This window comes from Rhizobium sp. BK112 (assembly GCF_014193215.1).
Lineage (GTDB): Bacteria > Pseudomonadota > Alphaproteobacteria > Rhizobiales > Rhizobiaceae > Rhizobium > Rhizobium anhuiense.
The window spans coordinates 1-24,419 of record NZ_JACHYZ010000003.1 but is presented as its reverse complement, the minus strand read 5'-3'; the positions used below and the strand labels follow the sequence as shown (position 1 = coordinate 24,419).

The 24,419-nt window shown below is 60.6% G+C and carries 22 protein-coding genes and 1 pseudogene; 16 read left to right on the top strand and 7 right to left on the bottom strand.

The features are described from left to right. Nucleotides 1-116: 116 nt before the first annotated feature. On the bottom strand, nt 117-1,724 hold the full coding sequence (gene rtcR / locus FHT75_RS09550) for an RNA repair transcriptional activator RtcR (protein ID WP_183844847.1): 1,608 nt from the start codon (nt 1,722-1,724) through the stop codon (nt 117-119). Between the two features lie 210 nt (nt 1,725-1,934). Here rtcR and FHT75_RS09545 point away from each other — a divergent pair, with 210 nt between their 5' ends. Next, nucleotides 1,935-3,491: an RNA-binding protein gene (locus FHT75_RS09545; RefSeq protein ID WP_183844848.1), complete on the top strand. Its 1,557-nt coding sequence runs from the start codon at nt 1,935-1,937 to the stop codon at nt 3,489-3,491. A gap of 790 nt (nt 3,492-4,281) precedes the next feature. Next, the gene (locus tag FHT75_RS09540; RefSeq protein ID WP_183844849.1) at nt 4,282-5,688 is read left to right on the top strand and encodes an RtcB family protein; all 1,407 of its coding nucleotides are present in this window, start codon (nt 4,282-4,284) and stop codon (nt 5,686-5,688) included. A gap of 69 nt (nt 5,689-5,757) precedes the next feature. Here the strand turns inward: FHT75_RS09540 and FHT75_RS09535 are convergent, their stop codons facing one another. After that, nucleotides 5,758-7,077 (bottom strand): CpaF family protein, encoded by a 1,320-nt coding sequence (locus tag FHT75_RS09535; protein WP_246712908.1) that lies wholly within the window; start codon nt 7,075-7,077, stop codon nt 5,758-5,760. Between the two features lie 469 nt (nt 7,078-7,546). On the opposite strand from FHT75_RS09535, the gene FHT75_RS09530 reads away from it, so the two are divergent. Genes FHT75_RS09530 through FHT75_RS09480 form a run of 11 tightly spaced genes read left to right on the top strand, consistent with a single transcriptional unit; the run spans nt 7,547 to nt 17,858 of the window. Further along, entirely contained in the window at nt 7,547-7,750 is a 204-nt protein-coding gene (locus tag FHT75_RS09530; protein WP_047611854.1) for a hypothetical protein, read from the top strand. Between the two features lie 13 nt (nt 7,751-7,763). Next, nucleotides 7,764-8,327 (top strand): prepilin peptidase, encoded by a 564-nt coding sequence (locus FHT75_RS09525; protein ID WP_047611856.1) that lies wholly within the window; start codon nt 7,764-7,766, stop codon nt 8,325-8,327. Between the two features lie 5 nt (nt 8,328-8,332). Continuing rightward, nucleotides 8,333-9,130: a TadE/TadG family type IV pilus assembly protein gene (locus FHT75_RS09520; RefSeq protein ID WP_183844850.1), complete on the top strand. Its 798-nt coding sequence runs from the start codon at nt 8,333-8,335 to the stop codon at nt 9,128-9,130. Then, the gene (locus FHT75_RS09515; RefSeq protein WP_097622405.1) at nt 9,127-10,770 is read left to right on the top strand and encodes a TadE/TadG family type IV pilus assembly protein; all 1,644 of its coding nucleotides are present in this window, start codon (nt 9,127-9,129) and stop codon (nt 10,768-10,770) included. Before FHT75_RS09520 ends, FHT75_RS09515 begins: the two co-directional genes overlap by 4 nt. Beyond that, nucleotides 10,742-11,422, top strand: coding sequence for a TadE/TadG family type IV pilus assembly protein (locus FHT75_RS09510; RefSeq protein WP_063475691.1), 681 nt, complete (start codon nt 10,742-10,744; stop codon nt 11,420-11,422). Before FHT75_RS09515 ends, FHT75_RS09510 begins: the two co-directional genes overlap by 29 nt. Nucleotide 11,423: 1 nt before the next feature. Beyond that, a complete protein-coding gene (locus tag FHT75_RS09505; RefSeq protein WP_183844851.1) occupies nt 11,424-12,350 on the top strand; it encodes a hypothetical protein in 927 nt (308 codons plus the stop codon). After that, a complete protein-coding gene (locus tag FHT75_RS09500) occupies nt 12,347-13,285 on the top strand; it encodes a Flp pilus assembly protein CpaB (protein ID WP_097630154.1) in 939 nt (312 codons plus the stop codon). Before FHT75_RS09505 ends, FHT75_RS09500 begins: the two co-directional genes overlap by 4 nt. 20 nt (nt 13,286-13,305) lie before the next feature. Then, nucleotides 13,306-15,204, top strand: coding sequence for an ATPase, T2SS/T4P/T4SS family (locus tag FHT75_RS09495; RefSeq protein ID WP_047611866.1), 1,899 nt, complete (start codon nt 13,306-13,308; stop codon nt 15,202-15,204). A gap of 10 nt (nt 15,205-15,214) precedes the next feature. Beyond that, nucleotides 15,215-16,078 (top strand): type II secretion system F family protein, encoded by an 864-nt coding sequence (locus FHT75_RS09490; RefSeq protein ID WP_029868316.1) that lies wholly within the window; start codon nt 15,215-15,217, stop codon nt 16,076-16,078. After that, nucleotides 16,075-16,980, top strand: a complete 906-nt coding sequence (locus tag FHT75_RS09485) for a type II secretion system F family protein (RefSeq protein WP_183844852.1) — start codon at nt 16,075-16,077, stop codon at nt 16,978-16,980. Before FHT75_RS09490 ends, FHT75_RS09485 begins: the two co-directional genes overlap by 4 nt. Nucleotides 16,981-16,982: 2 nt before the next feature. Continuing rightward, nucleotides 16,983-17,858, top strand: coding sequence for an FHA domain-containing protein (locus tag FHT75_RS09480; RefSeq protein WP_183844853.1), 876 nt, complete (start codon nt 16,983-16,985; stop codon nt 17,856-17,858). 48 nt (nt 17,859-17,906) lie between these two features. Here FHT75_RS09480 and FHT75_RS09475 read toward each other — a convergent pair whose 3' ends face one another. Further along, nucleotides 17,907-18,305, bottom strand: coding sequence for a RidA family protein (locus FHT75_RS09475; protein WP_029868312.1), 399 nt, complete (start codon nt 18,303-18,305; stop codon nt 17,907-17,909). Between the two features lie 151 nt (nt 18,306-18,456). Here FHT75_RS09475 and FHT75_RS09470 point away from each other — a divergent pair, with 151 nt between their 5' ends. Next, a complete protein-coding gene (locus FHT75_RS09470; protein ID WP_183844854.1) occupies nt 18,457-19,050 on the top strand; it encodes a TetR/AcrR family transcriptional regulator in 594 nt (197 codons plus the stop codon). Between the two features lie 57 nt (nt 19,051-19,107). Here FHT75_RS09470 and FHT75_RS09465 read toward each other — a convergent pair whose 3' ends face one another. From FHT75_RS09465 to FHT75_RS09455, 3 genes are all read right to left on the bottom strand, one after another. Continuing rightward, entirely contained in the window at nt 19,108-20,199 is a 1,092-nt protein-coding gene (locus FHT75_RS09465) for an acyltransferase family protein (RefSeq protein WP_183844855.1), read from the bottom strand. A gap of 155 nt (nt 20,200-20,354) precedes the next feature. Beyond that, complete coding sequence (locus FHT75_RS09460; protein WP_028758729.1) at nt 20,355-21,869, bottom strand: lipopolysaccharide biosynthesis protein; 1,515 nt, start codon at nt 21,867-21,869, stop codon at nt 20,355-20,357. Nucleotides 21,870-21,888: 19 nt separating this feature from the next. Beyond that, on the bottom strand, nt 21,889-22,974 hold the full coding sequence (locus FHT75_RS09455) for a polysaccharide pyruvyl transferase family protein (protein ID WP_047611875.1): 1,086 nt from the start codon (nt 22,972-22,974) through the stop codon (nt 21,889-21,891). A gap of 255 nt (nt 22,975-23,229) precedes the next feature. On the opposite strand from FHT75_RS09455, the pseudogene FHT75_RS35800 reads away from it, so the two are divergent. Further along, a pseudogene (locus FHT75_RS35800) lies at nt 23,230-23,352 on the top strand (TetR/AcrR family transcriptional regulator); the annotation flags it as partial. Nucleotides 23,353-23,358: 6 nt separating this feature from the next. Here FHT75_RS35800 and FHT75_RS09450 read toward each other — a convergent pair. Further along, nucleotides 23,359-23,739: a GNAT family N-acetyltransferase gene (locus tag FHT75_RS09450; RefSeq protein WP_246712909.1), complete on the bottom strand. Its 381-nt coding sequence runs from the start codon at nt 23,737-23,739 to the stop codon at nt 23,359-23,361. A 188-nt stretch (nt 23,740-23,927) separates the two neighbouring features. Here FHT75_RS09450 and FHT75_RS09445 point away from each other — a divergent pair. Beyond that, nucleotides 23,928-24,419 (top strand): transposase (locus tag FHT75_RS09445; protein ID WP_183844856.1); only part of this gene is annotated, 492 nt, incomplete at its 3' end.

Here is a 24,419-nt window from a genome sequence, read left to right as displayed (position 1 = left end):
AGTGACCTCGTTCTCTCGTCAGAATAGCCGATGAGCGCTTTAGGTCGTAGCGACGGCAACCGCCATTGGTTTGTCCCATGAAAGAGATGATTGGCGTTCACACTCAGCACAAGCCCTTATCCCGCTTTCCTAATGTCCTCGAATCTGAGATTGAAGCGCGCGAGATATTTGCTCAGGCGATCGGCGTCGTTGCTGCTCTTTTTCTCCAATCGCGAGATCGCAAACAAAGCTCTGCCCGCCGCGCTTGCCGTGGCATGTTGACGGCAGGTGTGAAGAACAGCGGCAAGCTGTGCTGCGTCAAAGCGATCGAGGTGAGCAGCAGTCTCCGCACCCAGCACTTCTTCAAGGATCAGATCCACCCCGCCGTCGTCGCTTGAGCTGCGCCAAAACGCTTTCAGCCGTCGGACTTCGTCATCAACGACGTCAGTCGTGATGCGCCCATGCGGGGCGAGGGTCGCCATGCGCGTCACCGAAGCCGACAGGTCGCGAAAATTGGCGCTCCAGACGGCTTGCGGACCAGTTGCGAAAGCAAGATAGCGTTGGCGTGCTTCCTTGTTGAACGTAACATTTTCGCCTTCTCGTTCCAGGTAACGCCTGAGCTCGAAGTCGAGATTGGGCTCTATGTCCTCCTTGCGCTCGCGCAGGGCCGGCAGCTGGAACGTCCAGAGGTTCAGGCGGGCATAGAGATCTTCGCGGAACCTTCCCTTTCGGACATCCTCGCCAAGATCGCGATTGGTGCCGGCAAGCAGCTGAAAGTCCGCAGACACTTCCCGATCAGCGCCCACGGGCAGGAACTTCTTTTCCTCGATCGCGCGCAGGCACATGGCCTGTTCGTCAAGGCCGAGCTCGCCAATCTCGTCGAGGAACAGCACGCCCTTGTCGGCGGATTTGAGCAAGCCGGCACGCTCGCCGGCAGCGCCGGTAAACGCACCTTTCACATGGCCGAACAGGGTGGACATGGCCTGGTCGCCGCGGAGCGTCGCGCAGTTGACCTCGATGAACGGACCACTGACCTTGCGCTGGCTCTTCTTCAGCTCATAGATCCGGCGGGCGAGCTGCGACTTGCCGGCACCGGTCGGCCCGGTCAGCAGAACGGGCGCCGTCGAGCGGATCACCACCCTTTCGATCTCGTCGATCATTCTGTTGAAGGCGGCGTTGCGTGTCGAAATCCCCGATTTCAGGAAAGAGGCGGCGTCTTCCCGTTCGGAAGCGAAGCGCTTGGCGATCTCGTCATAGCGGGAAAGGTCGAGGTCGATGATCCGGTGCGTGCCGGCGAAATCCTGCTCCGGTTCCCGCTCGCGCGGCGGCGAGAGCTGCAACAGCTGGCCGGGAATGATGCGGGCTTCGGTCAGCAGGAACCAGCAGATCTGGGTGACATGGGTGCCGGTGGTGATGTTGACGAGATAGTCTTCCGTGTCGGGGTCGAAGTTGTAGTTGCGGGCAAAGTCCCTGAGGCTCGTATAGACCTCCGAAAAATCCCAGGGGTCCCGGAAGTTGATGACGTTGCTCCTTACCTCCGTCGCCGGCGCCACGGTTTCGATGTCGGCAACGATGCGGTGACAGAGAGCTTGCGAGCGGTTGTCGTGGATGAGTTCCAGCCGGTCGATGAATTGGCCCGGTTGCTGGCAGAGCGCGACATTGGGCCGCCAGCGGCTCCAGCGATTTTCCCATTTCCCTGCGTCCAGGGTGGTTCCCAATATGCTGATGGCGACGCGGCGCTTCATGTCTTATCCAAAATTATAATATGGTATAATCTGCGATAATATAGTCGGGATGCGGATTTTCGCAATTCGTGATTGCGACCGACGAGGCATAAAAATTTCTCTTTTAAAAACAGTCGCATGGAAGAAAATTTCGTATACGCCTCGCTCCTTTCTGCAAACTGGCACGCGTCTTGAAATGTATCTGGCACGAACCAAACAAGAGGTGCCGTCATGGTCAACAAGGCAATCTTCAAAACCTATCTCGGGAAACTGCTTCCCGGAACGGATACAAAAAATCATGAGGCGGCCCCGGCCTATCAGCTGACGCCGCGCGAGGCGCTGGCGCAATATGCCGTCACAGGCATATTCAACGGGACCTTCTATGCGGATGGGGCTGAGCAGCTCGAAGCGGTCAAGACGCTTGCCCTTCAGGTCGAGCCGGAGTTTCTCGCCAAGGTGGCCGTTTACGCCGCTGAAAAGGGTCACATGAAGGACATGCCGGTGACACTGCTCGCCATGCTCTCCAGCCTTCAGAGCGATGCCTTCGCCCGTGCATTCCCGCGGGTGGTGAAGAGCGGCAAGATGCTGCGCGGCTTCGTGCAGGTCATGCGCTCTGGCGCCACGGGTCGCAAGTCGCTCGGCACACGCCCGAAGAAGGTGGTGCAGGCATGGCTCGAACAGGCCAGCACCGAGCAGATCCTGCATGCGATGGTCGGAAACGATCCTTCGCTCGCCGACGTCATCCGCATGGTGCATCCGAAGCCGGCGACAGAGGAGCGCAAGGCACTTTATGCCTGGACGATCGGCAAGCCGCACGACTACGCGGCACTGCCTGAGCTCGTCAAGGCATTGGAAGCGTTCCGGCGTGACCAGACGGCGCCGGTGCCTGATGTTCCGTTCCAGATGCTGACCTCGCTGCCGCTGACGCGGGAGCACTGGGTCGAGATCGCCGGCAAGGGTGGCTGGCAGATGGTGCGGCAGAACCTCAACACCTTTGCACGCAACGGCGTGTTCCAGGTCGAGGGGCTTGCCGAGGCGCTGGCGGCGCGGCTTGCCGATCCGGAGGAAATCCGCAAGGCGAAGGTCTTCCCCTATCAGTTGATGATGGCGTGGAAGATGGTCGACGGCCAGGTTCCGGATGTCGTGCGGGATGCGCTTCAGGACGCGATGGATATTGCCATCGCCAACGTGCCGTCCCTGACGGGCAATGTGGTGTTGTGCCCCGACGTGTCGGGTTCCATGGGTTCGCCCGTGACCGGTTACCGGAAGGGCGCGACGTCCTCGGTTCGCTGCATCGATGTTGCCGGCCTGATGACCGCGGCGTTCCTGCAGCGCAACCCGAAGGCGCGGGTGCTGCCGTTCGAGAATGACGTGGTGCATGTCAGCCTCAACAAGCGGGATTCGGTGATGACCAATGCCGGTAAGCTGGCGAAAATCGGCGGCGGCGGAACCAACTGCTCCGCACCGCTGAAGAGGCTGGCAAACGAGAAGGCCAAGGTCGATCTCGTGGTGTTCATCTCGGACAATGAGTCCTGGGTGGATGCGCGCGGGAGCGGCCAGCCGACGGCTGTCATGACGGAATGGGCAAGGATCAAGCGGGTCAACCCGGCTGCAAAGCTGGTCTGCCTCGACATCCAGCCCCACGCCACGACCCAGGCGCCGACGCGGGAAGACGTGCTCAATATCGGCGGCTTCTCGGATGCCGTCTATGGGGTGATCACAGCTTTCGCGGCCAATAGCAGGGGAGCGGATGGCTGGGTGAAAGCCATCGAGGCAATCGAGCTCTGACGGGCTCACAGGAAGCAATACCCCCGCGCCGCCGCGAACGGCGCGGGAGGCCGTGACGAATGCCGGATGAAACTACAGATCGTTAATCTCCAGGTCGCGGGTTCGAATCCCGCCGGGTCCTCCACTTTATGGACCCGTAGCTCAGCGGATAGAGCGGGCTGTTTCACCACACCTCGTCGTCACAGACAAATGGAATGACATGGCGAAATGCAAAAGGAACTACATGGCCGCGGCAGGTTCGAACCCTGCGAGGGACTAAACGTCCCCTTGGTAGCGGGAAGTTTCTTAAACACCTGTCGCCATGGCCAAATGCAGCGGCGAATGCCGGTCGGAACTACAGCCGCCAACGTTGGATGGTCTGGCAGGTTCGACTCCTCCTGGGCATACGCTCTCTGGCACGAGCGGGGCCATCCGGTTTCGTCCACCCTCGTCGCCGCTGCATGGCATGCATTATCCCCGTTCCACGGGGACGGAATAACTCGGCGAATGCCGGCAGGACTACAGGTAGAGCGGCCATCGGATTTCGGCGGGCAGGTCGGGTGTTCAAATCATCCCGCGCTTCCGAAAGGGGCGCGTAGCTCAGTAAACTGTCCTGCCACGTCTCGTCGCCGGGATGATGAAGAAAGACCCTGGGCGAATGCCGTCGGTGACTACAGGGGCCGCATCGCGCCATGATCATGGAATGCGTGCGGCGAGACAGATCTCCGGCAATGCTCGTTGCCCAGGTGGCGTGAAGAAAAGCAACGGAACAAGAAGGACTGCAGACGCAGAAAAGACAATGATAGCGGTAATGAGCGGACAGGATTTGATCGATGCCGGCATGAGCCAGGGGAAGTGGTTTCGCCCGGCTCTCGACGCGGCCAATGCGGTTTTGAGCAAGGGTGGCTCGGTGACAGATGCGCTGGAAGCGGCAAAAGCCTTCCAGCCCGGGCCGACGCTTGCCTTGAGGGCCGATAACGATATCGAGATCTATTCCAACATCCGCGCCGAGAACGCCTTCGAGCAGGACAATGTCGAGAAGGTCAATGCGACGATGCGCGCGCTGGTGCGCACGCCCGTCGTCCGGGCCGCCGCGATCATGCCGGACGCTTGCCCGGCGGGTCCGGTGGGAACGATCCCGGTCGGCGGCGTGGTGGCGTCCGAAGCGATCCATCCCGGCATGCATTCGGCCGATATCTGCTGCTCCATGGCGATTTCGATCTTTCCCGGCACAGACCCGAAGTCGCTTCTGGATGCCGTGCATGCCGTGACGCATTTCGGCCCCGGCGGTCGTCCGCGCGGCGCGCAGCTGAAGCCTTCCGAGGCGACGCTTTCGGCCTTCGAGCAGAATCCTTATCTGCGCGACGGCGTGCTGAGCGCCGGCATCGAGCATTTGGCCACCCAGGGCGACGGCAATCATTTTGCCTATGTCGGGACGATGAAGTCGACCGGTGAAACCGCGCTTGTGACCCATCATGGATCGCGAGCACCGGGAGCGCGGCTCTACGATAGAGGCATGAAGGTCGCCAACCGGTTTCGGGAACGCATCTCGCCCGAGACACATAGGGAAAATGCCTGGATTCCGGCGGATACCGAGGAAGGTGACTTCTACTGGTCGGCGCTGCAGACGATCCGCCAGTGGACCAGGGAAAACCACTATGTCCTTCACGACATGGCGGCGGAAAAACTCTCGGCCAAGGTCGCGGACCGCTTCTGGAACGAGCATAATTTCGTCTTCCGGAAGTCGGACGGGCTTTTCTACCACGGAAAGGGTGCGACCCCTGCCTTCGACAACTGGGCGCATGACGCGACCGATCTGACCATCATTCCGCTCAACATGGCGGAACCGATCCTGATCGTTCGCGGCTCGAACGCTGCCCATGGCCTCGGCTTCTCGCCGCATGGCGCTGGCCGCAACTTTTCGCGCAGCGCGCATATGAGGCAGTTGTCTGCGGAGTATGGGGCGGATTCGCGAGGTCTGAGCCCGAATAACATCGCGGCTATTCTGGAGAAGGAAACAAGCGGTCTCGACGCGCGGTTCTTCTCTGGTTTCGCCGATGTGTCGGAACTGCCGAGTGCCTACAAGAGCGCTGCAAACGTGCGGGCGCAGATCGAGCACTACGGTCTCGCCGAAGTGGTCGACGAGGTGATCCCCTACGGGAGTATCATGGCAGGCGACTGGCAGAAGAACGCGCCCTGGCGCAAGAAGCGCCAGTAAACATCGGGGAAGGCGGCAAGCTCGCCTTTCCCGGGCAGACAGTTCCCAGGTAGCGTCCGCCAATCGGTTTCAGGCCGTTTGCCGCGTGGCGGCTTCGGCCTTCATCCACTCCGAGCGCTCGGCGCCTTGCAACTCTTCGATCGCATCGGTGGCGAAGCTCGGCACGACACCGGTCCATAGCAATGCGCCGTCGGAATTGGAGTGGCCGTCGCCCTCGAGCTTGTAGATGCTTTCGACGATATACTGGCCGTCATTGTTCAGGCCCTTGATCTCGGAAATCTCGATCACCCGGCGTCTTCCGGTGCGCTTGAAGCGGGCGATCTGCACGACGACGTCGACCGCCGAGGCGATCTGGGCGCGCAACGGCCGCAGCGGCATGTCGATATCCGACATCAGCGCCAGCGTTTCCAGCCGGTGCAGGGCATCGTAGGGCGTGTTCGCATGCACTGTCGAAAGGCTGCCGCTGTGCCCCGAAGTCATTGCCTGGATCATATCGAGGGCCTCGCCGCCGCGGCATTCGCCGACGATGATGCGATCGGGCCGCATGCGCAGCGACGAGCGGAACAGGTCGCGGATGCTGGCGCCGCCGCGGCCGAAACGGTCAGGCTTCGTCACTTCGAGATAGACCACGTGCTCCTTGCGGATCTGCAGTTCCGAGGTGTCCTCGATGACGATGATGCGTTCGTGGTCGGCAAAGGCTTCCGACAGCGCGTTCAGCATCGTCGTCTTGCCGGTGCCGGTGCCGCCGGAGATGATGACGTTCTTCTGCAGCCCGACGGCCGCCTGCAGCAGCGACAGCGACTCCTCGGTCAGGCTGCCCTGTGTGACGAGATCGCGGATGCTGCGATGTTCTTTCAGAAAGCGGCGGATGGAGATGCAGAGCCCGGTGCGGGCCGCCGGCGGCTGGATCATCTGGACGCGTGAACCATCCGGCAGGCGGGCCTCCACGCTCGGCTCCTCCGGCGTCAGCCGCTTGCCGGAGAATTGCGCGATGCTGCGCGCGGCCGATTCCAGGTCCTCGCGACTGGCGAAACGCGTATCGGCGCGTTCGAGCTTGCCTCGCCTTTCGACGAAGATGTCGGATGTCCCGTTGATCAGGATTTCGGAAACGCTCGGATCCTCGAGGAGAAAACGGATCGGCCCGAGCAGCTTGTCCAGCGCCCGGGTCAGAACCTGGAAGGTTGCCTGTTCGGCAGCGTCATCGGAAACGGCCTTCATCAGAGCGGCATCCCGACCAGAACCGTGCTCATGCCGAAGAGTGTCGCCATCATCTGAACGGCGGTCGGAAAGAACATCATCAGTGGAATGAGGACCAATCCAAGTATCAAGATGCTGCTCATCGTTTCCATCGTTTTCTCTCCGGATCGACTGGCGGACCATGTCCACCATTTGAGGAAAGCTTAATCCAGATCCTCAAATAACACCATGGTTGGGCTCGACGAAGACGGCCGTTATGAGTGCAGCGCGCCACTTCTTCTATCGCCTTGAAAGAATTGACCAATTATGGAGCAGTAGACGATGTGCCGCAACAGCGCCAAAAACTTCGTCTCGGCAGGTAAAACTGCAGACGGTTCAAACGGTTAGTTGAAAAACTCCGCCGTCAACTGCGGCTTTGCCGGCGACGTCTCCAAGTCAATTGGAACCCTTCGTTTCGTTTGCTTGACGGAGGGCTGGCCTTGGGCGCACTCTTGGGTCTTAATGGTGTTGCTCAACAAGCGTTGGCCACTGGGGAAGATAAGCTGAAGCAGAAAATATCATTGGAACGAGCAACGTGCTGGTTCGGATCGATAGCGTATGCTTGCTTCATCTTCGCCAAGGTCTTCGATCCGAAACAAACCTAGGAACGAGGAATACGCAGATGTTTGGAAAACTCAAGACTATCGCAATTGCACTTCACAAGGACGAGCGCGGCGACATGGCCCAGATCGTCCTGGCCGTCGCTTTGATCGTCATTCCGCTGATGCTGCTTTTGCTCGCATTCGGCAAACAGATCGGCGAATGGTTCAACGAAAAGAACACGGCTCTCTCCGACGCTGAGAGAATTCCCGAGCCGGGTCAATAAGCGGATCAGTGTCATGGACATGACCTACGATCTGACCCTGATGCCTGCAGCGGCGGCTCTTGCCGTCGCCTGCACCATGACCGCGGCGGTGCTCGACCATCGCCACGGTCATATCCCGAACGCCGTCACCTACCCCTGCCTGCTTGGCGGGTTCATGCTGGCAGCGCTCAGTGGCGGTCTGACCGGGATCGGCCTGGCCTTTGCCGGGCTCCTCGCAGCCGGCCTGATCTTTTTCATCGCCTTCGCAGCCGGAAGCTGCGGCGGCGGCGATGTCAAGCTGATGGCGGCGCTCGGCGCCATTCTCGGCCTGTGGCCCGCCATCGACGTGACCCTCGCATCGCTTATGATCGGCGGCGTGATCGCCGTTTTCTCGATGGCGCGGCGTGTTCAGTGGAGCGTGCTGGCCCGAACTGTCGGACTGTTTGCGCTGCTCCTGCCCGCCGGTTTCCGCGATGCCGCTTCGGTGCTGAAGCCGCGCGAAACCCATCATACCGTCCGCTTCGGCGTTGCCGCTGCGCTCGGACTTCTCTGGTGCCTTTTCATGCCCGATTTCACCCCTCTCTCACTCGTGAGGTAACGGCAATGCGCGCGGAACTCGAACGCCCCATCTTCGACGGTGCTTTCTGGAGTTCGATCCTGCACTCACGGACCTTCTGGATCCCTGAGGATCACGGCGCGCTCTTCGGCACCTTCGCGATCGCCATGATCTTGCTTGCCTCGATGCTGCTGCTGCCGCGGCTTTCCGCCCGCCGGCGCCGGATATCCGAGCTGCACGGCGATACATCAGGCAGCACGACAATGATGGATTTCGTGCTCGTCACGCCGGTCTTCGTCTTCTTCATGTTCGTGGTCTTCCAGTTCACGATCCTGGCTAAAAACCACCTCTTCACCCATTACGCCGCCTATGCGGCGGCGCGCAGCGCCCGCGTCTATTTCTGCCCGGCCCTGCCGATCACCATCCGAAGCTTGATCGACGCCAAGACCTGCGACGACGATGCCGCCGCCGGCAAGGCCGATCTTGCCGCCCGCCTGGCGCTGATCCCGGCCGCTCCCTACGACCAGCTGAAATGCGTCGGCGCCTGCCAGCCGCCGGAAGACGCACTGAAAAGCCTTGCCGACGCCTCGGGCCTTTCGAAGAACTGGCGCGCGATGCGCAACCAGGCCCGTTATATGTTCGATCCGCAGAACGTCACCGTGACTGTCGACCATGCGCCGATGGCGCTTTATGCCGCCATCAATCGCTCGCCGCACGTGCCGGTGACCGCCAAGGTGGAGGCGCGTTTCCTGCTGCTCGAATATGCCGGCTGGGTCTTTGCCCGCGGCCAAAGGAAGGACGGCCGCTACTACACGATTTCGACGGCGGAGGTGAACTTGCTATGACACCGACCTTCATCAAACGTCTGCACCGCGACGAACGCGGCTTCCTCTCGCCGATCATTCTCTACATGACGATCGCGCTCGCTTTGATGATCGTCTGGATCCTGAACACCGGACAGATGATCTACGACAAGCAGCGCACGCAGGATACGGCCGACGCCGCCGCCCTCGTCCACGCCGACTGGGAAGCGCGCTATCTCAACATCATGGCGATGAACAACGTCGCCTCGTCGCAGGCAACCGTCGTCATGGCGACCTCGGTCGCCTTCCAACTTACGACGGCGGAACTGGCCCTGCGCTCGGGTGTCATTCTGGCGAAACTCGCCGAATATTCCTTCACGGAAGGCTTTGGGCCGGCATCCCTGCTGCCGCCGCTTCCGCCGATGCCCTATTGCCCCGGCTGGCAAAAGGTGCCGATCGTCGGCGGCATAATCTACGGCGCTTGCTTGGCGTTCCAGGGATTCCGGGCGACGGAAGCCACCAAGGCGATTGCCTATACGGTGGCGGCGCAAGTCAAATACGATCCCTGGGGTCTTATCAACAAGTCCAGTGACATCATCGATGCGATGAACGATCTGAACGACTACCTCGTCGAAAGCTTTCCGCAGCGCGTCGGCAACGAAGCCCTGCACCTCGTGCGCCTCAACAAGTCGGATCACGTCGTCTTCCATCCCCCGTGCGAATCCTGCGGCCAGGCCGGAGAAGGTGCCGGCGGCAACCTGCCGGTGGACCGTGATGGCGTCAATCCCGCCGCGGCCTATACCGAAATGTGCCTTGCCATGTCCTATGGGACTCAGGGACAGGATCCGCTCCTCATGCGCGGCGAGTTCGCCAATCGTGGCTTCCCCAACGGCAAGGGTCCGCTGACGGCAGGCGGGGTCGACGGCAGCCATATTCGCGACTGGGTCAACCACGAGAGCGGCATCGACGATCAACTGGTGGAATTCTACATCTTTTATGAAGCCTTCGGCCCGGCTTACCTGAGCAAGGTTCCGTTCAAGGCGATTGTCGAGCAATATGCCGGCGACCTCGGCTTTTGGGAAGAATTGGCGCTCGATGTCAGTTTCTGGCTGGCAGACAAGGTCTTCGGCGTCGGCTTCGGCATCACCAACCCCTTCCAGCTGCCGATCGACGTGCCGCCGCGTTATTCGGATGCGCAGACAAAGGACGAGAACGACTTCACCCGCAAGTTCGACATGATCTGGAACCAGGTCTGCGGCCCGGCGGGCGGTGCGATCTCCGTGGCGGGCGCTAGTCTGCCCGTCGTCTCCTTCCCGAAGCCCTATTGGCTGAAGGGACGCATACCCTTCAACTTCACGCCCTTCGGGGGCGACCAGCTCACCGACTACCAGACGCTGGCGGTCGTTTCGCGCGCACCGCGCGCCCGGCTGCAGGTCCGCATCTTCAAGGACAAGACGCCATCCGCCTATGCCTTGGCGCAGAGCTGGGTCCACAATTACACGGCCTTCGACCTCTATACCCAGGACTGGCTCGCATCGCTGGCTCCCGCCACGCTTGCCGACGATATGGGCGAGGTCTCGAACACCATCAAGCAGAGCCCGGCCGCCGACAGTTTCACCGGCCTGACGCGCGTCTTCGATCAGGGAGGAGCCAATGCCTGGGCTGCCGTCAACACACACTGAGCCAATGGGCGGTCCTCCGGGCCGCGGGCTGCTGATGCGGCTGCACCGCGACAGTCGCGGGCTTGCCTCGATTGAATTCGTGCTCGCCGCGCCGGTCATCCTGCTGATCGTGATTTTCGTGATCCACGCGAACAGGATTTCCACCAAGAAGGTCGGGACCATGCTCGCCATGCGCAACTCCGCCTTCGCCGAGGCGAATGGGCTCACCTGCACCTCCGACTTCTCGAACGTCTTCCCGATCCCTGCCTTGCCGGCCCTGCCCGGCCGCGACGCCATGAACTGCTCGCGCACCCCGTCGCATGAAGGCGACGGCGAACCGCAACGCACCTTTGTCTGGGACGACGTGCAAAATACCCTGAAGAGCGACGGTCGCGACTTCGGCGATATGGTCGGCGACCTCGCCAATGAAAAGCCGCAGCTGGTCACCGCGACCGCCGACCGGGTCTACAAGTTCAGGGATTCCGACGATCTCGATACGATCAGGAGCATCCGCTGGAAGGATGCGTTCACGGTGGATGACTCGACGCTGTTTGCCTCGCACAACAACGATACCACGCGCCGCGGCTACGATCCGACGCTGCGCCGGGAAATCCGCGATGTGGCCGACGATTCCGGCGATCTCTTCGACGGCGTCTTTCCGGGAGCGAAATGAGATGGGACAGGGCTCGCGCATCTCCTTCCGTTTTGCCGGCCATCTCACGAGTTTGGCGCTGGTCATCAGCCTCGCCACCGTGGTGGCCACGCCGGGCCGTGCCGAGATCTACAAGGATTTCAGGGTGACGCTGAATTCGATGTTGGCCGGCATTCTCGGCGCGCCGGAACGTTCGCCGCGCGATCTCGCCATCAACGGCCAGCCGCTGGAATTCACGCCCTACCAGAGCGACCGCAGCATTTCCGATATCACCGACGAGTGGCTGCGGGTGCTGGCCGTCAATACAAGACCTGCCCTGCCGAAGAGCAATGACAGGCAAGAGCTGACCGCCGTCATCGCCGCCAACATGCTGATCGTCCCGAAGGTAAGCCGCATCCGCGATGACCTCGCCGTGGTGGTGCGCTTCTTCGACGGCGACGGCGAGGCCGCCCTCGATTATCTCAGGCGGCAGGATCCGGCCAATCCTTCGGCAAGAGCGCCGATCCCGGGCGTCTCGATCATGATCCGCCGTCCCGCCGATGCGCCGATGACCGAGGTGCTGATGAGCCGCTTCGAGGATGTCGCCTCGACGCTGCCGGCCTTTGCGGCGCCTGCCGATGTCAGCAAGCTGCCGATGTCGCTGCGTCCGCCGGCCGGCGTCGAGGTGCTGAGCGATATCGGCGATCGCGACAAGGGCCACACCTCGCGCACGGTCGTGTCGAAAGGCACGATGTCCGCCTCGCGCTGGTCGGATCAGCGCGCCGATCTTCTTGCCCGCGACGGCTTCACCATCGAGACGCCGCCGGCTGAGCGCGGCGGGGTCACCGCCCTTTACGGCCGGCGCGGCAGCGTCGAGGCCAATGTCTTGTACACGCGCAGCAAAACCGACGGCAGGACCGTCGAGGTCATTCAAATCCGGCAACCCTTCGTCGAAGGAATAACACCATGAACTGGAAGCTCATTGCGGCCGTCATCGTCGGGCTCATCACCGGCGTTCTGCTTTACTTCTGGACCGAGAGCGTCAAGAACGAGCAGGTGGCCTATGCCTTCATGCGGCTCCAGCCAGACCGGAAGGTGACGCGAGGCCAGGCGATCACGCCCGATATGCTCGCCGAACCGGTGATGCTGCCGGAAAGTTTCGGGGCGCTTGCCAAACTCGCGGTTCCCGCTGCCAGCGCCTACCAGGAATGGCTGAAGGACAGGACGGCTGCGAGCGACATTCCGGCCGGCTCGGTGCTGCTCTTCCAGTATTTCGACGATACCGATGGCGGGCGCCTGACGACGATGATTGCGCCCGGCAAGCGGGCGCTGACCCTTCCCGTCAACGCTGCCGCGGCCGTCGGCCATTTCGTCGAGCCGGGCAGCTATGTCGATATCCTCGGCACGGTCGACGAACCGGTCGAGCCGGTGGCGCCCGCCGCCGCGACCCAGCCCGGAACACCTGGCCAGACGCCTGCCGTTCCGGGCCAGCAGCCTGCCGCGACCGGGCAACCGCCGGCTCCGGCCCAGCCGCCGTCGCCGGTCGAGCAGATGCTGAAGAACTACCTCACCCAGTATCCGGGCGCCGACGAGAACGATGTCAACGCCTACCGCAAGCAGGCGCAGGATTACAAGCTCGGCATCAGCTCACGCACCCGCGTCGTCACCCGCACCTTCCTGCAGAACGTCAAGGTTCTGGCCGTCGGTGCGGCGACGACCCCGGAGGGTGCGGTGACCAAGGCCAACAGCACTTACAACAATGTGACCGTCGAAGTGACGCCGTCGGAAGCCGAGATGCTGATCTTCGCCATGGGCCAGTCGAACGGCAGCCTCAATCTCGTCCTGCGCAATCCGACCGACAATACCGTCGAGGACCTGCCGAGCATCAACTGGACGCGCATGTGACCGTCACGGGGGAATGAGCCATGCTGTTGAAGATTTCCTATGAGGACGGCAGCGGTCGGGAGGTGATCCCGCTTTCGGCGAATGAGACCTATTTTGTCGGCGAAAGCAGCACGCTGACGCTGCCGGCCGGTGCAGGCGTCGTGCGGTTGCGCGGCAGCCATGTCTCCTCGCCGCAATTCGTGCTGCGGAAATCGGGCCAGGGCTGGTCGGTGCAGCATCATGGCCGCAATCCGACGCGCGTCGACGACCAGCCGCTTCGGGCCGGCACGCCGGTGGCGGTCTCGGCCGGCATGTCGATCTGGGTGCCGAATGTCACGATCGAACTCGTCGAGCCGGTGGCGGCGCCTGAGGCGGTCACGCAGTTTCCGGACCAGGAACGGGTGCTGGCGCTGCAGATGGAGATACATGAGCGACTACTAAAAGACACGCAGTATGACCGGCTGGTGAAATCTTCCGATTTCGGCCGCGAGGAGACGCGCGGCCGCATCCGCGAGCGTCTCGACATGTTCATCAAGGAGGCGCTCGACAGCGCGCCGCAGGATCTTGTCATCCTGGTCATCAAGAACGCCGTCTATCGATGGCTGGCAAAACGCATCGCCCGCACCGGCCGGCGCGACGCCTTGTCGAATGCCGCAAGCCTGGCGCGCGAGGAACAGGACAACCGCCGCCTGTTCGACGTCGGCAAGGCGCTGATCTCGGCCTTGCAATTGAAGCTCAACTTCGAATCCACCCGCGCGGACTTCGCCCAGCTCGATACCCGTTTCAGCGCCGCCTTCCAGGCCCGGCAGGCGCTTTTCAATGCCGGCGACCGCTACGAGATCGCCCATATGCACCTGCGCTCCAATATCGAGGAGCTGATGTATCGCTGGGGGACGATCTCGGAGCTGATGGATCTCGACGTCATCTCGGAAATCATGGTGACGCGCTACGACGAGATCTATGTCGAAAAATTCGGCCTGCTGGAACGCTACCCCTTCGCCTTTGCCAATGAGCGGCAGCTGATGAAGGTGATCGAGCGCATCGCCGTCGATTCCAACCGCTCGATCAACGAGAGCGAGGCGATGGCCGACTTCCGCATGCCGGACGGTTCGCGCGTCAACGCCGTCATTCCGCCGCTGGCGGTCAAGGGCGCCTGCCTGACCATCCGCAAATTCGGCGGCAAGTCGCGGCTCGACATCAGCAAGCTGGTCACGGCAGGTGCGCTCAGCGAGCCGATGCGCGCCTTTCTCGAGGCGGCCGTCCGCGCCCGCAAGAACATCGTCGTCTCGGGCGGCACCGGCTCCGGCAAGACGACGCTGTTGAACAGCCTGTCGCAGTTCATCCCGGTCGGCGAGCGCGTCGTGGCGGTCGAGGACACGTCGGAACTGCAGCTCGACGGCATCCATGTCGTCTATCTGCAATCGCGGCCGAAGACGGCGGAATCCGAGACCAGCGTCACCATCCGCGACCTGGTGCGCAACGCGTTGCGCATGCGGCCCGACCGCATCATCGTCGGTGAGTGCCGCGGCGCGGAGGCGATCGACATGCTGCAGGCGATGAACACCGGCCATGCCGGCTCGATGACGACGGCGCATGCCAATACGCCGCAGGACATGATGACCCGGCTGGAGGTGATGGTGCTGCAGGGCCAGAGCTCGCTGCCTGTGATGGCGATCCGTCAGCAGATCGTCGCCGCCGTCGAGCTCGTCGTGCAGCTCAACCGCCTGGAAAGCGGCCGGCGCGCCGTCACCGAGATATCCGAGGTGATCGGCATCGATCCGGATACCGGCCTTGTCATCGTCGAGCCGATCTTCCATCTCGTCGGCCGCGCCGGCGGCCAGGCAGTGCATGCCTTCACCGGTTACCTGCCGAGCTTCGTCGCCGAGCTCGTCGAGTTCAACGACGACGGCGAAATCGAAAAATTGGACATGTTCGTTTGAGGGGGAAACCATGAATATCAGCATTCTGCAGATCTTTACGGTCGCCCTCGGCGCGGTGACGGCGGGACTGCTCGTCTGGGGCGCGCCGGTGCGCTGGCCGGCGCCGCTGTTGCGCGCCACCGAACGCGACATCGCGCTCGCCAGCGAGGCGGCCCAGGTCTTCGGGCGCGATGCCGTTCCGCCCTATACGATGATCCTCGCCTACGGCATCACGGCGATCCTCGTCTTCGTGGTGGTCTCGCTGATCTTCGGGCCGATCGCCGGCATCGTCATCGCCATCCCGGTCGCCTTCTTCTTGCCCAAGGCGATCATCCGCTATTTCCTGCAGCGCCGCTGGCTGCAGATCGAATCGCAGCTTCCCTATGCCGTCGACCAGATCGTCTCGGCAGTGCGCACCGGCAAGCCGCTTGCCATCGCCGTCAATGCGGTGGCCGATACCGGCCAGATGCCGGCCTCACGCGAGTTCGAGCGCATCGCCCGCGAACAGAAGCTCGGCATCGGCCTGGTCGAGGCGCTCGACCGCCACGGCCGCAACGTGCCGAGCCTGCACTTCAAGATGGTCGATGCGGCCCTCGGCCTCTTTGCCCGCCAGGGCGGCGACATTTCCGAGCCGCTGACGGAAATGTCGAAATCCTTCAAAGAGATCTGGAAGCTCGACCAGAAGATCACCACCTCGTCGTCGCAGGCGCGCATGAACTTCCGCGTCGTCAATGGCGGCGCGCTGTTCATGATCCTGATGATCTTTTTCGGCCAGCCCGAGCTGATCGACAAGGTGTTCGGCAACGCCATCGGCATCGTCATCGCGATCGTCGGCGCCATTCTCTATGCCACCGGCTTCTTCTGGATGCGCTCGATGATGAAGGTGTCGGTATGATGTCTCACATACCCCTCGCCCCGATCGCCGTCGTCTTTGCCGGCATCACCACCGCCCTCTTCGTTTGGTGGATTGGCGATCTGCTCGGCAGCATCCAGGTGGTGCGCCGGTCCGCGGGCGGCGATGGTCCGCCGCCGAATATCGTCGACAGCATCGGCATGCGCACGCCTGTTGAATTCGTGCTGACCCATTTCGAGCCGCTGCTGGCCGATTACGGCGCCCAGCTCGAGCAGAAGCTGATTTATGGCGGCCGGCCCTTCGGCGGCGTGACGGGGCGGGAATATATCGCCCTTCTCGTGGTTCTCAGCCTCTTCGGCTTCGTCCTGCTCGGCGTGCTGTTCGGCATTGCCAGCGGCAGCGTGATCGGCGGGCTGGTGGCCGGGCTGATCCTCGGCCTGATCCCCGCCATCTATTTCTGGGTCGTCGCCGACGACAAGATGCAGGACCGCAAGGAGCGCATCTCACGCGAATTTCCCTATTTTCTCGATCTCGTCGTCATGACGCAGCAGGCGCAGGCGACGCTGCCGGAAAGCCTGAGGCTTTATGCCGAGGCCGCACCCGGCACCGTCATGAGCGAGGAGATCGAACAGACGCTGAAGGACGTCGCGCTCGGCACCGGCATGGTCGAGGCGCTGCAGCGGCTGGAGCGCCGCATGACCGCCGAGGAGGTCGTGCGGGTCATCCGTGCGGTGATCCAGGGCGAAGTCGAGGGCAGCAACCGCGTCGAGCTGCTGCGCGAACATGCGCGCGACCTGCGCTTCCGCCGCTGGGAAAAGGCCGACAGGGCCAGTGAAAAGCTGAAGGCCAAGATCGTCATGCCGGCGATGATGATCGTCGTGTCGATCCTTCTTCTGGTGCTGGCGCCGGCAATCGTCGAGATGATGTCGAGTGGGATGTTCTGATCATGGCCTTTTCCTTCTTTCGCGGAAACAAACCAAGCCTGCTGCAGACCGGGCCCGGCGGCCAGAGCCGCAGCCATGTGCTCGACCGGCCGGAAATGTCGATCGGTCGAGCTTCCAACGCCGATATCGTCGTCGACGATCCGTTCCTGGCGCCGATCCATGCGCGCATCGAGCGCCAGAGCGACGGCGGCTTCATCATTCGCCGCATGGGTCTGAACCCGATCATGCTGCGCGGCGAAGCGCTGCTGCAGACGGCCTCGCTGAAAGCTGGCGACAGCTTCCGTCTCGGCAAGGACGTCGAATTCCAGTTCGTCGTCAAAGCCGCCGCCAAGGAGGCGCCGAAGAAGGAGGCCTCCAAGGCCGGTGACGACAAGCCGAAGAAATCGCTGTTCAAGCAGCCGGCCTTCCTCGCCGGCATGGGGGTCGCCTATCTCGCCATCGTCGGCATCATCGGCTACGTCATCCTGTCCGACAGCGGCAGCGCGGACGGCGGCCCGACGGCGGAACGCATCAACGCGGAAGCCGCCCGCATCCCCACATGCATCAAGAATGCCCGGCGCATGCGCCAGGTTTCCGAGCAAAGCTTCAACGGCGCCGTCGGCGGCCGCGTCGGCAGGGATGGCGACGCAACCTATGCCGCCCTTTCGCTAAGCGCCGAACCATCCGACGATGCGGCGCTGGCAAAGGCCGCCGAACCGATCGTCGAGGCCTACAAGCGCACGGCGCTCGCAGCCCTTGCCTCGGAAACCCGCGGCAACAATACGCTGGCGCAGAGCCTCTACCAGCAGACCTACGATCTCGTGCCCGACGTCAACTGCTCGGCTGCACGTTTCGCGCTGCAGCGCCGCGCCGCCACGAAGCCGGTCGCCCGCCGCTGACAGCGGTCCCGCAGCGCTGTTTGCTGAGATTCAAGCGGGGGGACGATATCAAGGACTTGCCGGAATGCGGGCGATGACCTTGATCTCGAAATCGAAACCGGCGAGCCAGTTCACCCCGAGCGCCGTCCAATTCGGATAGGGTGGCTTGCTGAAGATCTCCTGCTTGACCGCCATGATCGTTCCGAACTGGTTTTCAGGGTCGGTGTGGAAGGTGGTGACGTCAACGATGTCATCCAGCGTGCAGCCGGCGGCGCTCAGCGTCGCCTTCAGGTTTTCAAAGGCGAGCCGCACCTGACGTTCGAAATCGGGTTCGGCTGTTCCATCCGAACGGCTGCCGACCTGCCCTGATACAAACAGCAGATCACCGGATCGGATGGCGGCGGAATAGCCGTGCTCCTCGTAAAGAGCGTGCCTTTCGGCAGGAAAGATTGCTTCGCGTTGGGTCATTCTCATCTCTCTTGATGTTGGCAAAGACCGGTGAGCGCGGGGAATGCTTCACAAGCGCGCTCGATTTGATATACGGTACGTATGTGAAATAACTGACATACGCATCGTATGTCAAGTCCATATACGCTTCGTATGTGAATTGAGGAATCGAATGGCGAAGACACGCAGCGAAACGATGCAGGAAAATCGCGTCAAGCTAATCGCGGCGGCGCGAAAGGCTTTTGCCGAAAAGGGATACGCCGCAGCGTCGATGGACGAGCTGACGGCTGACGCCGGCCTGACACGCGGCGCGCTTTACCACAACTTCGGAGACAAGCGCGGGCTGCTGGCGGCGGTTGTCGATCAGATCGACACGGAGATGGCGGTGCGCGCTCAAGAGATTGGGGCGCGGGCAGGTGACGATTGGCAGGGCCTGCTCGCCGAGGGCGCGGCCTATATCGAAATGGCGCTCAATCCGGAAGTCCAGCGCATCGTTCTGCTCGACGGACCCGCGGTGTTGGGAGATCCCTCGCAATGGCCCAGCCAGAACAACTGTCTACAGGTGACCAAGAGCACGGTAGAGCGCCTGACCGCCCAAGGCATCCTCAAGCCGCTCGACGCCGAGGCGGCTGCCCGATTGCTGAGCGGCGCGGCTCTCAATGCCGCCCTCTGGATCGCCGCCAGCGACGACCCGCAGAGCGTGCTGCCGAAGGCGGTCGAGGCCTTTCATGCCTTGGCGGCAGGTCTGCTTTTGGAGCGTTTGTGATCGTAGCGAGAGGCTCTCTCGCCAAACAGAAAGCCCATGGCATAGCGGACGCAAAACTTATCGAGCGCGACGAGTCCGTGTCGCCATCGTTTTGTCAACGAGACGAGCGGTCACATAAGCGAAACATAGGACCGCGCTGAGAAATACTAAGAATGCGAGAGGGCCATTCAATCCAATCGACGCCGCAACCGGCTTGAAGACGCCGATCGCACCGCGGTGCAAGATGTAGACAGGATAGGAAATATAGCCAATCCACGTCGCCAATGTCTCGGCTTTTGCGGGCATCTCCAGAAAGAGGCCGAGCATCACGATGAGCGGGGCCAAGGCCATCGCGAACATCAAGTCGTAGTAAGGCCGCAACACGACAGGAACCGGCGCCGCAATGCAAATCATCAGAAGTAGGCATGGCACAATGGCGACCCAACCCTTCCTCCAGGCGGGCATGCCGCCGAAGAGGCGGCTTATCACCACCCCTGCCGTAAACGAAAACATCACCCTTGGCAGTCCACCGACCGCTGAGGGCCACTCCCAGCCAATATTCAACATGCCGTATTTAAGGCCGACAAAAACCAAACATGCAGCCGAGACCAATGCAACTCCGCAGAGCGCGCGGATAGAGAGCCGAAAAAGCCACAGGGCGAAGACTATATTCACCAGCAGCTCCCAGAACATCGACCATGCCGGACCGTTGATCGGGAACATTCCTTGCATCGGGTTCGCTTGAAGGAAATACATCGGGCTCGGCAGAAAGAACGTGTTCGCAGTCGTCGACACCAGCAGGTCGATGACACTTTGATTTCTCAGCCCCCAGTTTGTTAACAGAATGATCTGTATGAGGCCGACCACAATTCCGATGAAATAGAGCGGATAAAGGCGCTTGATGCGGGCCGCCATAAACGACTGGAACAGCAGACCGCGCGAGAGCCGTTTGCTATAAATATCCGCGATAATAAATCCACTGAGAACGAAGAAAAAATCGACTGCCAGATAGGCTGAAGGCGCATAGCTTTCCCGGAAATGTGTAGCGACAACACTGATAGCGGCAAATCCGCGCATGGCATCGAGCGTATAGTAACGGCTGCGCTCGGCAATCGAGACTCCTACGTCGTCCATCGCCGATGGCGAATAACCGCGGTCGAGGCTAGTCATCTTATGGATTATCCTATTGCGCGTTGCGTCTGAGGGGCGTTCGGATGCGGTGGATGAGAACGTCACCAAAGCGACGTTCTGATAATTTCAGATGACGGCTTGAGCACCAGATCCCTCAAATCGCGACACAGGTCTATGCGGGTATGGCCTGGAAATCATGCAGGGTTGGCAACCGCACCCCTGTTACTCTTGCGCTGCCGTGCCTGCTTTATACTGCCGATCAAGACATTTAAGCGAGCTCTGCACAGAACGAATATCAGACCGCAGTAAGCCATGCCGCCTGCCAGGATTTCCACGGCCAAGCGTGGATACGGGGACCAATGAATGAGCAATTCATGGAGGAGGAAAATGACTGCAACCATTCCTGCAGAGGCCATGGTAGGCCGCAGGAATTGCGCCAGATATGCCGGGATACTCAGCTCTATATGCTGCGAAACCTTCCAGCTGGTGATCGGCCAAAACAACAGAACTTCGATCATGATGGCGAAAACGATTGTCGTGACGCCGTAGGGATAGAGAATTGCGATCGTCAGGAGTGTGAGGAGGTTTCGTGCCAGCTGGTAGTAAAACCACCAATCCATCTCTCCTTGGCTCTTGATCAAGGATGCCTGCACGTAGCCGATCCCGGCCATCAATCCTATGACGCAGTAGAACCGAACCGGCCAAACGGCCGCGATCCAATGTGCACCGAAAATTGTTGTGATCGCATCATCGGCGACGGCAGCAAGACCTATGAAGACGGGGTAGGAAACCAGAGCGCAGCCAAACGTCGCCATGAGAAATGCTTCTCGCACTTTCTTCGGATCGGCCCGCAATGAAGAAAGCAAGACGTGCGTGACGGATGTTAAGCCCCCGGCGATGACGTTGTTGATCATATCGAACAAACGCTTGGAAAAATTATAGATCCCGAGCGCTGATGGGCTCAAGAGCACCCCGATGAGCAGGTTGTCCAAGCTCATTGTCTGTAAAAACCGAGTGCCGGATGCAAAAAACCCATAGTGAAGGAGCTCGTTGAGGCTTGCTCTTTTCAGGTGAAGCCCGGGCCGCCACCCGGCGCCCCAGAAAGCGGCGCCGCATGATGCCGCTGTGGCCGCGATCTGCGCAATCGCAAGCCCCCACAAGCCGAAACCCGCGAGAACCAAAACAAGGCAAATGCAGGCAGAAGTGATCGTCGCAATCACAGTGCGGACGGCTACCAGATGAAACGACATCTTCCGATTGACAATTGCATTCGGAACGACGGCCGTGAAGTCGAAGAAAACCTTCAATCCCATGATGTAAATCAGGGGTGTGATTTGCTCATGCCCCACATAGGCCGCGATTGGCGAAGCGGCGATGCACAAAGCACCATAGATCAAAAATGAAAAAGCGAGCGAAAGCAGGAATATCGTATCCAGATGGCTGCGCCTGATTTCGGCTTTTTGGATGATCGCTTCGCCAAATGCCGTCGGTCCAAAGCTGCCGGCAAACGACACGATGCTGAAGGCCAGCGCAACAAGGCCGAAATCCTGAGGCTGGAGAACGCGAGACGTCACCACAAAGACCGCGAAGGTCAGGACTGTCGGAATAAGCGTGCTCAGCGCCGACCAGAAAGCACCCGTAACGGCTGCGGCGGATCTGTTCTCACTGACATGGCTGAACAGAATATCGTCGTCTCGTAAAACCGACAAAGTGAACTCCTACCGGGAATCAGACTATGGAGGGTTGAGGTATTAGATCTGGGGCCGGAACAGCGGGACTTGGATGCATGGGTTTACTCGACTTGTACCAAGTTCCTCCCAGCTCATACGGCAGGCGAGACATTGCTGCCAAAAGCTCACCGGCATTTGTCGCCTTCTCCACCAGAGGGCTATCGCCGGTCTGGCTACCGATGACGTCGTGCAGATTGCTTCCGTCCCTCGCAACCGCGATATGCGGCTTATTCAGCAAAAGACAGAGAATATGACCGTGCAGATGGTTGGTGATGATCCGTTGTGCGCCGGAGAGGATCTTCACGCCGTAATCGACATATCGAGCCGCGACATCCTGACGATGCTGGGCGATCATCTCTGTGCGGCTAAAGCCATGCCGCAACGCCGACTTGACGACGCTCGACTTGCGCATGCGCGACAAACTGTTCGGAGCGTTGATCCAATTGGTAAGAGGTCCGTCAACGATCGCTCGCGCTTTCGCTATATCGACCTCGTCCTCTCCGAGAGGCTGCATGACATATAATACCCGGAGAGGATCGGCCTCGAACGGTTTCAGCGCTCCCATGCCGAATGCCGTGTCCGGGCCGGCCTCGACATCACAATCGAAGTTGGCTTTCGCCAGCTCGAAACTCTGACGATCGCGCGTCATGCAAAAAAAATTGCGATGCCTTCCGATCGTACGTTTCGCATATTCCTTGAGGGACTCGTTTGCGAAATGGATCGTTTGCGGCATCTGGATGATCGTTCGATCCGGATATTTCCACATCAAACGGTAGCGAACATCATCCCTGCCCGCCTGCGCGTCGCCAAAGTCGGCCCCACCGCAAATGAATATTGGGGCGTCGCCTGGTGTTGTTTTTATCTCATCTATACTTTGCGCTGCGCTGCCCGTCAGCACCGGGAGGCGCCCCGTTACTTCGCGCAATACTATCGCCAATCCAAGCCAACTCGCGTGATGGCCAGGATCTTTATTTGATGGAAAGTTTATTAAAACGTAAGGCTGTCCCCGGCTTACAAATTTCCTTACTATTTCAATCAACTTTTCTTTTTGTCTTCGTATTACAACTTCGCCGAGGTGATGCATATACTCAACTTGTATTTTCAAAACTCAAACAGCAATTACAACCGCCATTCTGAAGAGTCAATTGGAGGATGAATTACTTTTAGGTCATAGTTAAGTGGGCAAATTGTCTCACTTCTTGGCCACCAGCGATCACGAGGTTCGAGCGTCGCGCCTGGGCTTGGCAAATGCCCGTGACGCGGGCGGACGGCTCCTGAGGAATGGTCGTGGATGACGAAGTGTTGATCAGACGGGACCGTCGAAGAAGGAGATCAGGAGAGCGGCGCGGCTCTCAACGCTGCCCTCTAGGTCGCCGCGAGCAAAAACCCGCAGAGCGTGCAGCCGAAGGCGGTCGAGGCCTTTCATGCCTTGGCGGGAGGCCTGCTTTTGGAGCGTTTGTGATCTAATTCACAGTGATCGTTCGAAAAGAAGCTCATTGTCCTTTTCGCCGACGTGTTCCCAACCAGCCGCGCGATAAAATCTCTCGGCTCGGGTGTTTCGATCGGTGGTGAGCCAAGCGCGTCCGATGCCTGGAGACTTGAGACAGGCACAGGCTTCGGCCAGCAGGATCGAGCCGATCCCGTTTCTTTCAAATCCGGGAACCACAAAAAGCGCCCAAATGTTTCCGTTGCGTGGGTCGGCCGCAGAAAAGCCGACGACCTCGCCGTTCTCTTCCCAAACGGCCACTCCCGGATTGGCTACATACAAATCGTAATCATCATCGGTAACCTTTGTGGGGTCGCTCAAAATGTTTTCGACGACTGAGGAACGGACAGCTTTCAGCGCCAAGAGGTCACTCGGAACCGCTTTTCGGAGCATGCAATGATCTCTCGATATGTTGCGAAGGCTTGCACAATGCCTCTTAGCGGCCATCGGTTCAATGACCGCTCTCAAGTAGATACCGTTGAAAAAGTCGGTGTTGCTGTCGGTGTGAAGTTCTGATCCAGTCGTTCCAGGGGCATTGGGAGGACAGTACGATGATGGGCGAGCGGACAGTGATGCAGGAAGCGCTGTTTTACGAGTTCAGCATTGAGCGTCACGTTCCGGCGGACCACCTTCTGCGTTCTATCGACCGCTTCGTCGACCTGTCCGGCCTGCGGTCCCACTTGCGGCCTTTCTATAGCGAGATCGGGCGGCCCTCGATTGATCCAGAACTGATGATCCGCATGCTGATCGTAGGCTACTGCTTCGGCATCCGTTCCGAGCGTCGGCTGTGTGAGGAGGTGCATCTGAACCTCGCCTATCGGTGGTTCTGCCGGCTCGGCCTGGAAGGCGATGTGCCGGATCATTCGACTTTCTCCAAGAACCGGCATGGCCGCTTCCGGGATAGTGATCTGCTGCGCGAGCTATTCGAGACGACAGTAAGGCGTTGCATCGACGAGGGTCTTGTCGGCGGCGAAGGCTTCGCCGTCGATGCGAGCCTGATCAAGGCGGATGCGAACAAGCAACGCTCGGCGGAAGGGTCGGAA